The following is a 15,118-nucleotide window of genomic DNA, read 5'->3' on the forward strand; positions in this document are numbered from 1 at the left end:
CCCTAAAAGCCAAAAGCCAAATGACGGGCACCCCGGAGGACCGTACTCCGGGGTGCCCGTCTGCTTTGGGGGTCAGTAGTTCGTGATGGGGTTCTTGAGGGTGCCGATCAGTTGGAGGGCGCCGGACGGGTCCGAGAGGTCCACCATCTGTTCGTTGTTGCGGAGTTGGAGGCGGTTGAGGCAGGAGAGGGAGAACTCGGGGGCGAACATGTCGTACTGCTTGAACTTGTCGGCCAGTTCCGGCATCGACTCCTGGTAGGCGCGGGTGACCTCGGCGACCGTGCGCCAGAAGTCGTCCTCCTCCAGGATTCCCTCGGTGGCGAGGTTCGCCGCGAGGAAGCGGAAGAAGCAGTCGAAGACGTCCGTGAAGATCGACAGGATCTTCTTGTCCTCCGGGACCTCCACGCGCAGCCGCTCGACCGTCGGCGGCAGCACCGCGTCCGGGTCCATGACGGCGATCTCCTCGGCGATGTCCTTGTAGATCGCGCGCTGCACGACCCCGTCCTCCAGCACGAGGATGACGTTCTCGCCGTGCGGCATGAAGACCAGGTCGTAGGCGTAGAAGCTGTGGAGGAGGGGCGTGAAGTACGCCGTGAGGTAGCGGCGCAGCCACTCCGTGGGGGCGAGGCCCGACTGCTCGATGAGCGCCGCCGCGACCGAGGCACCCTCGTGGTCGACGTGGACCAGGGACGCCATCGTGGCCAGCGACTCGCCCTCCTGGAGCGAGGGCACCGGGCTCTCCCGCCACAGCGCGGCGAGCATCTTGCGGTACGGCGAGTAGCGGTCGGTCGCCTGCTCGTACTCCAGGTGCCGGTAGCCGACCGCCGCCCGCTCCTTGATGATCGACAGGCCGGTGGACTTCAGCACCGGGTCGCCCTCGATGAGCTGCGCCAGCCAGTCGTTGATCGCCGGCGTGGCCTCCATGTAGGCGGCCGACAGACCGCGCATGAAGCCCATGTTGATGACCGACAGCGCGGTTTTGACGTAGTGCTTCTCCGGGCTCGTCTTGTTGAAGAAGGTCCGGATGGACTGCTGGGCCAGGTACTCGTCGTCGCCCTCGCCCAGGCACACCAGGTGGCCGCGGGCGACCTCGGCGGCGAAGGTGACGGCGAGCTTGTTCCACCACTGCCAGGGGTGGACCGGGATGAACAGGAAGTCCTCGGGGTCCTTGCCCTGGTCGCGCAGGACACCGCGGAAGCGCTCGACGGTCTCCTCGCCCAGCTCCTCGCGCAGGAACGACTCGTACTCGATGCCGACACCGGCCGTGAACGCCGCCCGCGAGCGGTGCGCCGCGAGCCAGACCAGCCGGACCGGGTTCGCCGTCTCCGGGGCGTACGACAGGTACTCGTGGATGCCGAAGCCGAGCCGCCCGTTGTTGGCGACGAAGCAGGGGTGGCCCTCGGTCATGCCGGTCTCGATGGCCTGGAAGTCGCCGCGTGCCAGCTCGGCCGCCGTGATTTTCGGCTTGGTGAGCTTGTAGCAGGTGCCGGACAGGGTGGAGGAGATCTCCTCCAGGTAGACCGGCAGGATCTGCTCGCTGAGGCCCAGGGTGTCCTTCATTTCGATGAAGAAGTCCAGGGCCGCAAGCGGAAGCTCGGCGCCGTCCCGGTGCCGGGTGATCGAATCGGCGTCCACCTGCCAGTGGTCCAGGGCCCGGCGGGCGGCCGAGAAGCGGTACTGGGTCAGGCCGTCGTCGCTGCGGACGACGTACTCCTCCCCGTCCGCCTCGGGGGTGATGAGCCGTTCGTGCGCGAACTCGGCGAGGGCTTTGCGGATCAGCAGGCGGTTGGCCTGGTCCCAGCGCTCGGGGGACAGGTGCGCCACGGCGTCGGACAGGGTCATATCGCCACTCCTCGGGCCGCCAGGTACTGGTCACGCGTGCAGAAGCTCAGCAGCGCGCGCTTCTCCGGCTTGTCGATCTCGCGCTCGGGCACGAAGCCGACGGCCTCGTTGAGCGCATGTACTGCCTTGTTGCTGACATCGGGCTCCACCACGACCCGGCGGGTGCGCGGGTCGGCGAACAGCTCGTCCATCACGGCGGTGATGACGGCCTTGGTGAAGCCGTGGATCGGCCGGTCGGTCGGCGCGACCAGGAAGTGCATGCCGACATCGCCGGGCTCCGGGTCGTACAGGCCTTCCAGCTCGACGTACCGGGGGTCGTACGACTCCATCAGGAACGCCGGGCGGCCCTCGTGCAGGCCGAGGTACGCGTGGTGGTACTCGTGCGCCGAGATGCGCATGTACTCGCGCTCGACGTCCTGGAGTTTCGCGTCCTGCATCATCCAGTAGGACGCCTTGGGGTGCGTGACCCAGGAGTGCAGCAGCTCGGCGTCCTTCAGGGGGTCGAGCGCGCGGACGGTCAGGGTGCCTATGCCGGTCGGGGCGCTCATACCGCGAACTCCTGGAAGGCGATGGTCTTCTCGACCGGGTAGTACTCGCTGCCCAGCAGCTCCCGGATGATGTACGCGTTCCGGTACGGGCCCATGCCCAGGTCGGGGCTGGTGATGCTGTGGGTGTGGACGCCGGCGTTCTGCAGGAAGATGCCCCGGCCGGTGACGTCGACGGCGTAGTTGCGGGCGACGTCGAAGTTGCCCTGGGAGTCGTAGACCAGGCGGTCCTTGACGGGCGCGAGGAACTCCGGCTCGGCGTACTTGTAGCCGGTGGCCAGCACCAGGCCCTCGGAGTCCAGCGCGAAGTCCTTGCCCTGCTCCTCCTGGCGGAAGCCCAGCGTGTACGTGCCGTTCTCGTACGCCGCGCTGTTCAGCGAGGCGTTGGTGATCAGCCGGGTGGGGACCGGGCCGCCGAGGTTCTTCTGGTAGAGCAGGTCGAAGATCTCGTTGATCAGGTCGCCGTCGATGCCCTTGAACAGGCCCTTCTGCTCGGCCGTGAGGCGGTAGCGGGTGGCCTCGGGCAGCTCGCGGAAGTAGTCGACGTACTCCGGGGACGTCATCTCCAGCGTGAGCTTGGTGTACTCCAGCGGGAAGAAGCGCGGGGAGCGGGTGACCCAGTTCAGCCGGTAGCCGTGGACGTCGATCTCGCTGAGCAGGTCGTAGTAGATCTCGGCGGCCGACTGGCCCGAGCCGACCAGGGTGATCGAGTCCTTCTTCTGCAGCTCCGCCTTGTGGCTCAGATAGCGGGAGTTGTGCAGGAAGTCGCCGCCCAGGTCCTGGCAGGCCTCGGGGATGAAGGGCGGGGTGCCCGTGCCGAGGACGAGCCGGCGGGCGCGGTAGACGTCTCCGGCCTCGGTGTGCACGACGTAGACGTCGTCCTCGTAGCGGACCTCCGTCACCGTCGTGTTGAACCGGATGCTGCTCAGCTTGTTCGCGGCCCAGCGGCAGTAGTCGTCGTACTCGACGCGCAGCGGGTAGAAGTTCTCCCGGATGTAGAACGAGTACAGCCGGCCCTTCTCCTTCAGGTAGTTCAGGAAGGAGTACGGGGACGTCGGGTCGGCGAGGGTGACCAGGTCCGACATGAACGGGGTCTGGAGGTGGGCGCCGTCGAGGAACATGCCCGCGTGCCACTCGAAGTCGGGCTTCGACTCCAGGAAGACGCCGTCGAGTGCGTCGATGGGTTCGGTCAGGCAGGCCAGGCCGAGGTTGAAGGGGCCGAGCCCGATGCCCACGAAGTCATGAGTCGCAGGAGAAGGGGCCGGGTTTTCAGGACGCGCGGTCAAGGGACTCTCCCAGGTACTGCTCGGCATGGCCGGCGATCAGATCGAGGACGGCGGCGATGTCGGACGCCTGCGTCTCGGGGTTGAGCAGGGTGAACTTCAGGTAGTGGCGGCCGCCGACCTTGGTGCCCGCGACGATGGCGTCACCGGAGGCGAACAGGGCCTTGCGGGCGTAGAGGTTGGCGCGGTCGATCTCGGCCGGGTCGGTCACGGCCGCCGGGATGTAGCGGAAGACCAGGGTGGACAGGCTCGGCTCCACGACCACGTCGTAGCGCGGGTCGGCGGCGAGCAGCTTCCAGCCCTCCCGGGCCAGTTCGCACACCTCGTCGAAGAGCTGCCCGATGCCGTCGGCGCCCATGGTCCGCAGGGTCATCCAGAGCTTGAGGGCGTCGAAGCGGCGGGTGGTCTGCAGGGACTTGTCCACCTGGTTGGGGATACGTTCCTGCACCATGCGGCGCGGGTTCAGGTACTCCGCGTGGTAGGTGGCGTGCCGGAGGGTGGCCGCGTCCCGGACGAGCACGGCGGAGGAACTCACCGGCTGGAAGAAGGACTTGTGGTAGTCCACGGTGACCGAGTCGGCGCGCTCGATGCCGTCGATGCGGTCCCGGTGCTTCACGGAGGCGAGCAGACCGCAGCCGTAGGCGGCGTCGACGTGCATCCAGGTTCCGAACTGCTCGCACAGCTCGGCGATCTCGGGCAGCGGGTCGATGGAGCCGAAGTCGGTGGTGCCGGCGGTGGCGACGACGGCCATCGGGACGAGGCCGGCCTCCTTGCAGCGCTCCAGCTCACGGGCGAGGGCGACGGTCTGCATACGCTTGTCGTGGTCGACGGGTATGGAGACCACGGCGTCCTGGCCGAGGCCGAGCAGCTTCGCGGACTTCTTCACGCTGAAGTGGCTGACCTCGGAGGCGAAGATGCGCAGTTTGGCGAGGCTGTCGCTCTTGGCCTCCTCACGGGCGAGCAGCAGCGCCTGGAGGTTGGACTGGGAGCCGCCGGAGGTGAACACGCCGTCGGCGGCGGGGCCGAGGCCGATGCGCTCGTTCGTCCAGTCGATCAGTTTCCGCTCGATGAGCGTGCCGCCGGCCGACTGGTCCCAGGTGTCCAGGGAGGAGTTGACGGCGGAGAGGACCGCCTCGCCGAGCACGGCCGGGATGACGACCGGGCAGTTGAGGTGGGCGAGGTAGCGGGGGTGGTGGAAGTAGATCGCGTCCCGGAGGTAGACGTCCTCCAGTTCGTCGAGCACCGCGGTCGTGTCGTGCAGCGGCTGGTCGAGGTCGATCTCGTCGATGCGGGGGGAGAGGGCGTCGACGCTGACGCCGGTGAAGGGCCGGTCGGTGGCGGCGAGTTTGGCGGCCACCCGCTCGACTCCGTCGGTCACGGAGCGGCGGTACTGCTCCGCGGTGGTGTCGTTGAGCAGGTGCGAGCGCATGTGGGGGTCCTCCGGTGGGGACAGTCCGGTCGGGACGTGGGTGGGCTGAGCCGCGGGGTTGAACTTAGGTAAGCCTAACCTAAGTTGCGTGGGGGGAGGGCTTGCTCTGCCGTGACTGTGGTCACGCGTGGGTCATGGGCGGCTGTCGGTCAGCTTTCCGCGCGTAGCTGCTCCTCACTCACGCCGCGGCGCCAGTAGCCGACGAACGTCACCCGGCGGCGGTCGATCCCGCGCTCCCGTACGAAGTGCCGGCGCAGCTGCTTCACACAGCCGGACTCGCCGGCGATCCAGACGTACGGCCTCTCGGCGGGCGGGAGTTGGGCGTCGCGGAGGGTGTCGAGGACCATGGGGGAGCCCTCGATGGTCTGGGGGGTCCGGGGGGTCCGGGGGGTCTCGGGGGACTGGCTCTTGACGAGCCAGGTGATCTCGACGTCGGCCGCGGTCACCAGGTCCTGGATGTCCCCGGCGTGCGGGACCTCCAGCCAGACCCGGGCGCGGGTGCCGGCCGGCAGCGCCTCGACGATGGCCGAGGCGGCCGGTACGGCGGTCTCGTCGCCCCAGACGACCACGAGGTCGGTGTCCTCGGGCGGCCGGAAGCGGATCGCCCGGTTGTCGGCGACGGCCGGCCCGAGCAGCAGGACCCGGTCCCCGGCGGCGGCCCGGTCGGCCCAGCGGGAGGCGGGACCGGCCTGGACGGAGGCGCCCGGCTCGATGCCGTGCAGGGCGAAGTCGATGTCGATCTCGTCCGGGTCGCGGCGCAGCGCGCGCAGGGTGTACGAGCGCATCACGGCGCGTACGTCGTCGGGCAGTTCGCGCCAGCCCTGCCACCAGCCGTCCCCGAGCTCGAGCGGTACGACCGGCTCGGGCTGCCCGGGGTGCGGCAGGAACAGCGACAGCGACTGGTCACGTCCGTCGGAGTGGAACGCGTGCAGATCCGGCCCACCGAAGGTGACCCGGACCAGAGACGGACCGAGCCGCCTCGTCCGCACGACCTGGAGTGAGAAGAAACGGAAGGGGGCGGCCACGGCGGTGGTCATGGGGGGCTCCTGAGTTTTCGTCAGGGGGTGGGGCGGCGTGCCTCAGGGGCGCGGGGAACTGCGCGATCAGCCACATGCGGCCCGCAGCCGCCGTCGTCGCGCAGACCCCACGGCGCTGAGCTCCTAGCTGACCTTCTTCGCGCTCTCGATGGCCTTCGCCAGGTTCTCCACCAACGGCACACACTTGTCGTACGACAGAATCGGCTCGGCCGACCGCGAGATGACCTGCTTGGCCTTCACCGCCGGCAGCTTCTTCCACGTCGCCTCGGAGATGTCCGCCGGCTGGATCGCCGAGGACCGGTCGTCCATCATGATGACGTCCGCCGCGTACTTGTCGACGTTCTCCCAGCTCAGGGACTCGAACCAGCCGCCACCCTGCGCCTTGGCCTTCTCCGGCGGCTCGACGAAGTTCACGCCGAGGGACTTGAAGTACTCCAGGTCGACGGAGAGGTTCGTGCCGGAGACGTAGAACAGCTCCTGGCTCGCGGAACCGACCAGCACCTTGATGTCGGGGTGCGCCTTGGCGGCCTTGCGCAGCCGCTCGGAGGCCTCCTCGAACCGCTTCTTGGCGTCGGTCGCCTTCGCGGACTTCATGTCGCCGCCGAGGGACTCGGCCAGCTCCCACATGCGCTGCAGCGGCTCGGTGAGCTGACGGTCGTAGACGGATATGCCGACGCTCGGGGCGAGCTTGGCGATCTTGTCCTTCGAGGCCTCCGGGACGTACCAGAGGGTGCCGGCGTCGTCGAACATGGTGCTGATCAGCACGTCGGGGGCGAGCGCGGCGTACTTCTCGACGCTGAACTGGTCCCAGGCGTTGCCGAGGATGGTCACCTTGCTGATGTCCATGTCGCCGGCCTGGACGTCGGGCTTGCCGTCCTTCGTCTTGGTCGGGCCGAAGACGCCCTTGACGGAGACGCCGTAGTCGTACAGGGCGGCGGCGACGCCGGTGAAGGCGACGATGTTCGCGGGGGTCTTCTTCAGCTGCACGCTCTTGCCGCGGTCGTCCTTGAAGGACCAGGGGCCGGACTTGCCGCCCGATGCCGCGTTCGAGTCGCCGTCCTTGGAGTCTCCACTGCCGCAGGCGGTCACGAGGGCGCCGAGTCCGAGGGCACCCCCGGCGGCGAGGATGCCGCGACGGGAGAAGCGGGCGGTTCTGGCGTTCGACATGGCTGGGTCTGCTTTCGTGCGTACGGAGCCATTGCGGGCACGGCTGACAGCCGCTTGGCTGGAATCAAGCTTAGGCTAGCCTAACCTCAGCCAGTGTCCAGGGGCCCCTGGGGTGTGTGCCCGAAGGCAGGGGCGGGGACACGTAGCCGTGCGGTGATCCGGGTCACGAGGTGACCGCATAGCTCCTCGTCGGCGCGCAGCCGGGTCCGCCTACCGCTTGACGCGGGCGGTCGCGGCCCGGAGCAGGCGGGTCCGCGCCACCTCGAGGGCGAAGTGTTCATCCCGGTGTTCCGCTACGGGCTTCGCGTACCAGGGGAGGCTACGGCGGCGCCACTTGGCCGGCCCGAGGTTCTCCGGGAGTACCGGCAGGGTCGACGACCAGGGGCCGAGCCGGAGTTGCCCCGTCCAGCGCCCCGTCGGCAACTCCGTGACCGGCACCCGCACGACGAAGTCACCGCCGCCGGACTGTGAGGCCGGGCGGGCAGGAAAGGCAGCGGTGCCACCCTGGCCGTCCTCGAGATGTACGGCGAGAGCGCCCTCCGGGCGGGAGGCGAGGGTGCACCGGCCGGTGAACTCCAGCTCCGTGGGGGCATCCTCGGCCCACCGCACGCTGTGCAGACTCATCTGCGGCAGCACCTTGTGTTTGCGCTCGCCGATGTCGAGAGTGACGTTGCCGTGCGGCTTGGTCGCGTAGAGGGTGACGGCGCGGATTCCGCCTGGGGTGTGCAGGACGTGCGTCGTCGCGGCGCCCGAGATGTCGGGATCCCGCTTGCTGCCGATGCGGACCTCTCGAGTGATGCCCTGAGCGCCGATCGCGAGGGAGATGTCCCAGAGTCCGTCGGTGAGAGGGGCGCCGTCTGCTGCAGTGGTGATGTCGACGACGGCTCGGAAGCCGGCGTTCTCGTAGGCGTATAGCCCCTTGTCCTCCTCCTCGCCGAGGCCTGGCGTCGCCGTGTGGGTGACCGGCAGCCGGTACTCCGTGCCGGTGCCGCGCTCGCGGAGGACGACATGGGTGCTCACGTCCTCGGTCGCGATCCGGTGCAGATAGCCGTACCCGGTGAGGTGCAGAGCCGTGCCGCGCAGTTCGGCACCGGTGACGCGGTGGCGCGCCCCGAGCTGCCGGGTGATGTCGTAGCAGGCGTCGGGGACGGAACGGGAAGGGGCACGGAAGAAGGGGTACTGGGCGTAGGCGCGGCCGCCGTCGACGAGGACAGGGGTGGAGACACCGCTCGGGCCCAGCTCGTTCTCGAAGCGGATCAGCTCCAGCAGCTCGTCCAGCATCGTGTGGCGTACGAGGTGCAGGCGCAGTCTGGCCATGGCCGACAGCCGGTCGTTCAGCCCCTCGTGCCACAGCGGGGCGATGACCTCGGCGAGTCGGGCCAGGGACTTCTCCTGGTCGGGGCGGGGCTCGTGCGCCAGGTGGTCGAGCAGTTGCTGCACCTCGACGGTCAGGTGACGGTGCGCCAGGTGATCACGGCCGGGGCCGGGTGGCACCTGCTCTAGGAGCATGTCGACCACGCGAGGCAGGAACCGCAGCCGGGGCTCGGATCCGCCGGCCTGCACGGTGATGTTGCCGCTGTCCTCACGCTCGACCCAGAACAGGCAGTCGTAGTCGGCGAGTACGGAGATTCCCTCGGCGTGCAGGTAGGCGGGGCCGACGAAGAGCTGATCCTCGCCGATCTTCAGATCCGTCGGGAATCGCAGCTCCAGCCGCTCCAGCAGGTCACGGCGGAACAGCTTCATAGGGTTGAGGGTCCAGTACACGCGGGACGAGAAGACGTCGGTCCGCGGCTGGTTGCGTCGGAACATCGAGGTGGGCGCCCCGCGTCCGCCGACCCCCACCATCTTGCCGAGCACGATGTCGGTGCCGTTCTTCTCGGCCATGGCCACCATGCGTTCCAGGGCCTCGCGGCCCAGGTAGTCGTCTGCGTCCAGGAAGAAGACGTACTTCCCCCGGGCGTGGTCGAGCCCCTTGTTCCGGGGGGCTGAAGGGCCGCCGGAATTCTCTTGGTGGAATACGCTTAACAGCTCCGGGTATTTCTCCGCGAGCCGGTCGAGTTCCTCACCCGTTCCGTCGGTCGAACCGTCGTCGACCGCGATCACTTCCAATGCGTCCCAGCCGATTCTCTGCTCGGCTACGGAGGTGATGCACCGTGTGAGATAGGGCATCGCATTGTACGCAGCGATAATCACCGAAACGACAGGGCTGACCATCGTAATACTCCCCCAGAGAAACGAGGCACGCCCCGTTCTCCGGCTTGGTCATGGGCGCCGGCGGTCTATTCGCGTGCGGGGAAAGGTGCCATATGGGATGTGAAGTTACCATGAAGTAGGTGTGCCTGTGAAGTGGCCTCATGAAGAAGTGCCAGCTCAGGGCACCTTTCGGCCAAGTGGCCTGATGGGCGCTATGTCCATTTCTTGGCTGCGGTTGCGCCTTCGGGTCGCGGTGTGTGGGGGTTGACATTCTTTACCCGGGCCATATTTAGTCTGCGCTTACAACTTTCATAGCGGGTGGGGGGTTCTGCCCGGGTGAGCCCAAGGGGTGGGGTGTGCGTACGCGTATGCGTCAGGGCCGGCTATTGGCTGCGACAGCAGGCGGATTTGCCTTGGCTATAGGCAGTCTCTCGGTGAGCTCCCCTCCAGCGGCGGCAGCCACCTGTGCGACTGGAACGGTGAGTGACTTCAATGGTGACGGTGTCGCCGACACAGTGATCGCCGACCCGAACGCGGCGGTGAACGGTGCCAAGGCCGCCGGGCTGGTGCGTATCGTGCTGGGCGGGGGCAAAGGTGTCTCGGAGATCTCCCAGGCGATGAACGGCATGGGTGCGACCCCTGAAGCCGGTGATCAGTTCGGCTTTTCCCGCACGTCGTACGACGTGAACGAAGACGGATGCACCGACCTGGTCGTCGGTGCCCCCTACGAAGACGTTGCCAAGGACGGAAAGCAACTGGTCGACGCGGGTGCCGTGTATGTCATCCACGGCACACCGGCCGGCATAGGGCCGGGCTCGAAGGTGGAGGGGTACACCCAGTCGGAACTCGACCCCAGCACGTCCACCGAGGCGTACGACTGGTTCGGTCACGCGGTGAGGGCTGGGAGCACGGCGAGCGGCTCGCCGTATCTCGTCGTCGGCGTGCCGGGCGAGAACGTCACCGTAGGCGGGACGACTCATACCGACGCCGGATGTGTCGCGTACGTTCAGGGAGCGACGAGGGTTTCAGTGAGCCAGAAGGACCCCGGTGTTCCCGGTGACGTCGAGGCGCACGATCGCTTCGGCTACTCGCTGGCGGGAACGAACCGCTTCTTCGCCGTGGGCGCCCCGGGGGAAGCGATCGGGACCGCCAAGTTCGCCGGCGGTGTGAGTGTCTTCAGCCACGCGATGGCCGGTGGCCTTCCCACGCCCCTGGTCGGGCTCGACCAGGACGGCGCCGGAGTCGCGGGTACCGCCGAGGCGGGTGACGGGTTCGGCACCTCGCTCTCCATGACGAGCTACCGGCCCGGCGACCAGACCTACAACTCGGACGTACTTCTGGCCGTTGGCACGCCGGGAGAGGACGTCGACAAGACCGCCGACTCCGGCGGTGCGGCGGTGTTCCGAGTCCAGCCGTCCGGCACCTACACGGAGGTGGCGGCGATCGACGCTGCGGACCTCGGGGAGGCCCCGGCCGCCGGAGATTTCATGGGACAGCGCGTGACGATCGCCAACACCAATAGCGCTGTCGTGACGACGACCGCGACGGTCCGGCTCGCCGTCGGTGTGCCCGGCAGGGACACCGCCTCGGCCAAGGACGCGGGGGCAGTACGCATCCTCCGCCCCCTGGACACCGCCGTCAGCTCGACCGACAAGATCCTTGTCCGTGGTTCAGGGCTGCCCGGCAAGGCCACCACGCGTGACTACAACGGCACGGCTCTGACGTCCGGGTCTGCCTACCTCTACCTCGGAGTGCCCCACAGCAAGGCTTCCGACTCGCCCAGCGGAGTGCTCTACGTCGTGCCGTGGACGGACATCGACGGCACGACCACCGTCGGCACCACCACGTATCTGCCCGGCGAGGGAGGACTGCCCGACGAGGGCGTCGCGTTCGGAACGGTCGGATGAGCAGGAGAGCGGAAACAGGGAAGCACGTCACGATGAAGACCCGACGCCGTAATGCCGCTGTCGTCGCCACGCTCACGGCGCTGCTGGCTGCAGGCATGAGCGGGGCACCCGCTGCCGAGCAGGCGGTCGCCCAGGCCGCGCCCACGGGCAACGACACCGACGTCCCGGCCCTCAGCATGACCGACGCCCGGGTGCGGGCAGCGAAATCCGGCAAGCCGGTGGAGATCATCGGCCTGCGTAGCGAGCGCAGCACCACCGTCGCCAATCCGGACGGGACCTTCACCAGCACTGAGTACGTCAAACCGGTTCGCACGCGGAAGAACGGCACCTGGACGGACATCGACACCACTCTGGTCGAGCAGAAGAACGGCACCTTCGCGCCGAAGGCCGCGCTGACCGCGATGTCCTTCTCCGGCGGTGGGGACACCACCTTCGCCGAGATAGAGAAGGACGGCCACACGCTGTCCCTGAACTGGCCGGACGAACTCCCCGAGCCGAAGACGGACGGCCCCACAGCCACGTACGCCGACGTCCTGCAGGGCGTCGACCTGAAGGTCACAGCGAGCGCCGAGGGCTTCTCGCACCTCCTGGTCGTCAGGAACGCCGCGGCCGCGGCCAACCCCGAGCTGGCGCGGCTCGAACTGCCCGTCGACACTTCCTCGCTGGAGCTGTCGGAGACCGAGGACGGCGGGCTCGCCGCCACTGACAGCGGGTCCGGGGGGAGCGTCTTCGAAGCGCCACAGCCGGTCATGTGGGACTCCCACGAAGGGGCGGCTCAACAGCCGGCCGCCCCTGGAGCGTCCGACGGAGAAACGATCACTCCGCCGGATGGTGTCCAGGTCACCGATGTCGCCGTGGACCTGGAGCCGGGCACCATGACCCTCACCCCCGACGCGAACATGCTCGCCGACCCGGACACCGTCTATCCGGTCTACATCGACCCCGTGGTCAAGACAGCGAACCGCAGTGGCTGGACCATGGTGTCGTCGCACCACTCGAGCGCCGAGTTCTGGAAGTTCGACGACGACGAAGGCGTGGGACGGTGCCCCACCGACGTGTCGTACCGCTGCTCCAGTAGCCATGACGTCAAGCGCCAGTTCTTCGCGATACCGACCGGCGGATTCAAGGGCAAGGACATCGTCGACGCCGAGTTCGCCGTGACGATGGTGCACACCTACAGCGACTCCGGACGTGAGGTACAGCTCGCCCGGGTCAACAGCACGGGCGCGAGCGCGATCAACTCGTCGACGAACTGGTCGAACCAGCCTTCCTCGAAGGAGACGATCACATCCAAGTCTCCGACCAATCCGGCTGGTTCGTGCACCGCGACCAACCAGAACGTGCGCTTCGGTGTGACGGGCACGATCCAGAAGGCCGCCGACAGCGGCTGGGACACCACGACGTTCCGGCTCAAGGCGGGCAGCGAGTCCGACACCTCGTACTGGAAGCGCTTCTGCGGCAACGGACACCTCTCGGTGACGTACAACCGGCCACCGCTCCGGCCTGAGCAGGACGACCTGAACATGACGCCCGGCGGCAGGTGCGAGTACGGAAGCGCCACCGAGCACTACGTGACCAAGCCGCCCACCCTGTACGCCGTCGTCAAGGACTACGACCATGGAGACCTGGGCTCCAACTCGGAAACCCTTCAGGCCGAGTTCAAGGTGTGGTGGACCAACAGCTCCGGTGGCGAGGTCGTCCACTACGCGAAGACGGGCAAGAAGAGCACGTTCGACGCGAGCAAGGACGGCCAGACCGGCCAGGCGACCTTCAAGTACACCGTCGGTTCCGACCTGTCGGCGGACGGCAAACCAGGCTTCTCCCTCCCGAAGAACACCACCATCGCCTGGGCGGTCCGTGGCTACGACCAGAAGGCGTCAGGGCCCTGGTCGACCGACGGTGGCCAGACGCGATGCGAGTTCATCCTGGACGACAGCAAGCCGCAGGCTGCGGCGATCACGTCGTCCCGGTATCCGAGCGACGACGAATGGCATGCCGGTGTCGGCGACTACGGCGACTTCACCATGGACTCGCCGGCCGCGGACGTGACGCAGTACAGGTACTACTTCACCGGTCCGCGAGCTGACACCACACGGAAAACGGCGGAGGCCCGGCCCGTGGGTGGTCCGGCGACCATCCGCTGGATGCCGCCGGCCGAGGGTTCGTACACCCTGCATGTAACCGCGGTCGACGGTGCGGGGAACCCCCAGAAGACACCGACCAGCCATGTCTTCCTGGTCAGCGACGGCCGTGCGCCGGCGGCGGCCTGGACGCTCGGTGATGCCAGGAACTCCTCGAAGGCCGCGGGCAGCAGCGGTGCGCCGGATGCCACCGCCGGCACGGGGGTGACGTTCGGAACGGAGGGGCCGTTGGGCCCGACCGACACCGCGGCATCGCTGAACGGGACCGAGAACGCCTACCTCGACGCGGGCGAACCCGCTGTCGACACGGGCGGCACCTTCTCCGTGAGCGCCTGGGTGATGTTGCCCTCGCTGCCCACCGAGAACGTCACCGTCGTCAGCCAGGACGGTACCGCCCAGCCGGGTTTCGAGCTGGGGTACGACGTCGATTCCTCCTCGTGGAGCTTCCGCATTCCGGTGAGCGACATCGAGTCGCTCGGCTCGTGGAAGGTCTCCGGTGCCGCGGCCGTGGCCGGCAGCTGGACCCATCTCATCGGCGTGTATGACATCGAACTCGGCAAGATGATGTTGTACGTCAACGGTGTGCTCGTCGCCGATGACGTACAGGCCCGCCACACGAAGTGGAACGCCGTTGGAGCCCTTCAGATAGGCCGAAGGATCTCGCTTGAGGGATACACCAACCACTTCAAGGGCAGCATCGCCGACGTCAAACTTCACGACCGCGTCATCCCGCCCACTGAAGGACAAGAACTCGGCGGTATCCAGCCCCGCCAGCTCGCCTACTGGCAGCTGGACGAGGCGGCGAACGGCATCTCCCCGGAGATGGCGGGCGGTACCGGTCTGACACTCGGCGGCGGTGCCTCCGTGTACGTTCCGGACGACTCCTGCGACCCCGCTGCCGACCCCGAGTGCGTTCCTCCGGCCGCACCGCTGTGGGGAGATGGGCACTTGGCCCTGAACGGCACCGGTGCCCACGCGACGCGACCCGCCGGGCGGCTCTCCGCGCAGGACAGCTTCACGCTGACGGCTCGCGCCCGGCTGGCCTCGGCGAATCCGACGAGGGACCAGACGGTGTTGGCCCTGTCCGGCACCAACGGCAGCGCGATCAAGGTGCGGTACAGCGCCGCAGCCGCCCGGTGGCAGCTCGTGGCCACCAGCGAGGATGCGGTCTCCGCGACGGCCGTCTCTGTTCCCGACGCGGCCCACCTGCCCAGTTCACAGGGAGCAGGAGACCACCTCGCACTGGTCTACAACGCGGTCTTCGGCGAGGTGCTCCTCTATGTCAACGGCGCTGCAGTGGGCAAGGCGTCCTGGGACAACACCTGGGACTTCAGCAAGACGAGCCTCCAGGTCGGCAGGGCGCGGACCGGAGCGGCGGCGCAGGAGTACTTCTCCGGTGCTGTCGACGAAGTCCGTATGTATCAGGGCCCGCTGGATGCCGCGTTGATGGCGCTGGTGGCGGTCCTGCCGGCCGGCGCCGCCATCGAAGAGTCCTCCGCGTAACACCTCCCATCCCGTGGTGCGGGCGGCGCAGTATGGCGTCCGCACCACCGGCCCCTGCGCTCTTACTCCCC

Annotated in this window: 9 protein-coding genes; 2 read left to right on the forward strand and 7 right to left on the reverse strand. The window is 68.0% G+C overall.

Going from position 1 to position 15,118, the window contains the following annotated elements; translation table 11 throughout:
• Window positions 1-72: 72 nt before the first annotated feature.
• The 7 genes from NNW99_RS24115 to NNW99_RS24145 all read right to left on the reverse strand — a co-directional run bounded on the left by NNW99_RS24115 (window position 73) and on the right by NNW99_RS24145 (window position 9,517).
• A complete protein-coding gene (locus tag NNW99_RS24115; protein ID WP_215121203.1) occupies window positions 73-1,842 on the reverse strand; it encodes an IucA/IucC family siderophore biosynthesis protein in 1,770 nt (589 codons plus the stop codon).
• A complete protein-coding gene (locus tag NNW99_RS24120; RefSeq protein WP_215121204.1) occupies window positions 1,839-2,390 on the reverse strand; it encodes a GNAT family N-acetyltransferase in 552 nt (183 codons plus the stop codon). The genes NNW99_RS24115 and NNW99_RS24120 overlap by 4 nt, the downstream gene beginning before the upstream one ends.
• Window positions 2,387-3,673: a lysine N(6)-hydroxylase/L-ornithine N(5)-oxygenase family protein gene (locus NNW99_RS24125; RefSeq protein WP_215121205.1), complete on the reverse strand. Its 1,287-nt coding sequence runs from the start codon at window positions 3,671-3,673 to the stop codon at window positions 2,387-2,389. The genes NNW99_RS24120 and NNW99_RS24125 overlap by 4 nt, the downstream gene beginning before the upstream one ends.
• Entirely contained in the window at window positions 3,657-5,099 is a 1,443-nt protein-coding gene (desA, locus tag NNW99_RS24130; RefSeq protein ID WP_215121206.1) for a lysine decarboxylase DesA, read from the reverse strand. The genes NNW99_RS24125 and desA overlap by 17 nt, the downstream gene beginning before the upstream one ends.
• Window positions 5,100-5,248: 149 nt before the next feature.
• Complete coding sequence (locus tag NNW99_RS24135) at window positions 5,249-6,136, reverse strand: siderophore-interacting protein (protein WP_215121207.1); 888 nt, start codon at window positions 6,134-6,136, stop codon at window positions 5,249-5,251.
• A gap of 123 nt (window positions 6,137-6,259) precedes the next feature.
• A complete protein-coding gene (locus NNW99_RS24140) occupies window positions 6,260-7,303 on the reverse strand; it encodes an ABC transporter substrate-binding protein (protein ID WP_215121208.1) in 1,044 nt (347 codons plus the stop codon).
• A gap of 210 nt (window positions 7,304-7,513) precedes the next feature.
• Window positions 7,514-9,517 carry a glycosyltransferase family 2 protein gene (locus tag NNW99_RS24145; RefSeq protein ID WP_215121209.1) on the reverse strand — a complete coding sequence of 668 codons (2,004 nt, stop codon included), beginning with the start codon at window positions 9,515-9,517 and terminating at the stop codon, window positions 7,514-7,516.
• Between the two features lie 458 nt (window positions 9,518-9,975).
• Between NNW99_RS24145 and NNW99_RS24150 the strand changes: the two genes are divergently transcribed.
• Window positions 9,976-11,403, forward strand: coding sequence for an integrin alpha (locus NNW99_RS24150; protein WP_251057921.1), 1,428 nt, complete (start codon window positions 9,976-9,978; stop codon window positions 11,401-11,403).
• Window positions 11,404-11,435: 32 nt separating this feature from the next.
• Window positions 11,436-15,047, forward strand: a complete 3,612-nt coding sequence (locus tag NNW99_RS24155) for a LamG-like jellyroll fold domain-containing protein (RefSeq protein WP_215121210.1) — start codon at window positions 11,436-11,438, stop codon at window positions 15,045-15,047.
• Window positions 15,048-15,118 lie beyond the last annotated feature (71 nt).

This window comes from Streptomyces sp. CRCS-T-1 (genome assembly GCF_024442335.1).
Taxonomy (GTDB): Bacteria; Actinomycetota; Actinomycetes; order Streptomycetales; family Streptomycetaceae; genus Streptomyces; species Streptomyces koelreuteriae.

Excerpts from the sequence above, each read along its gene's own strand:
- NNW99_RS24115 (WP_215121203.1), bottom strand. The coding sequence starts at position 1,842 with ATGACCCTGTCCGACGCCGTGGCGCACCTGTCCCCCGAGCGCTGGGAC.
- NNW99_RS24120 (WP_215121204.1), bottom strand. The coding sequence starts at position 2,390 with ATGAGCGCCCCGACCGGCATAGGCACCCTGACCGTCCGCGCGCTCGAC.
- desA (WP_215121206.1), bottom strand. The coding sequence starts at position 5,099 with ATGCGCTCGCACCTGCTCAACGACACCACCGCGGAGCAGTACCGCCGC.
- NNW99_RS24135 (WP_215121207.1), bottom strand. The coding sequence starts at position 6,136 with ATGACCACCGCCGTGGCCGCCCCCTTCCGTTTCTTCTCACTCCAGGTC.
- NNW99_RS24140 (WP_215121208.1), bottom strand. The coding sequence starts at position 7,303 with ATGTCGAACGCCAGAACCGCCCGCTTCTCCCGTCGCGGCATCCTCGCC.
- NNW99_RS24145 (WP_215121209.1), bottom strand. The coding sequence starts at position 9,517 with ATGGTCAGCCCTGTCGTTTCGGTGATTATCGCTGCGTACAATGCGATG.
- NNW99_RS24155 (WP_215121210.1), top strand. The coding sequence starts at position 11,436 with ATGAAGACCCGACGCCGTAATGCCGCTGTCGTCGCCACGCTCACGGCG.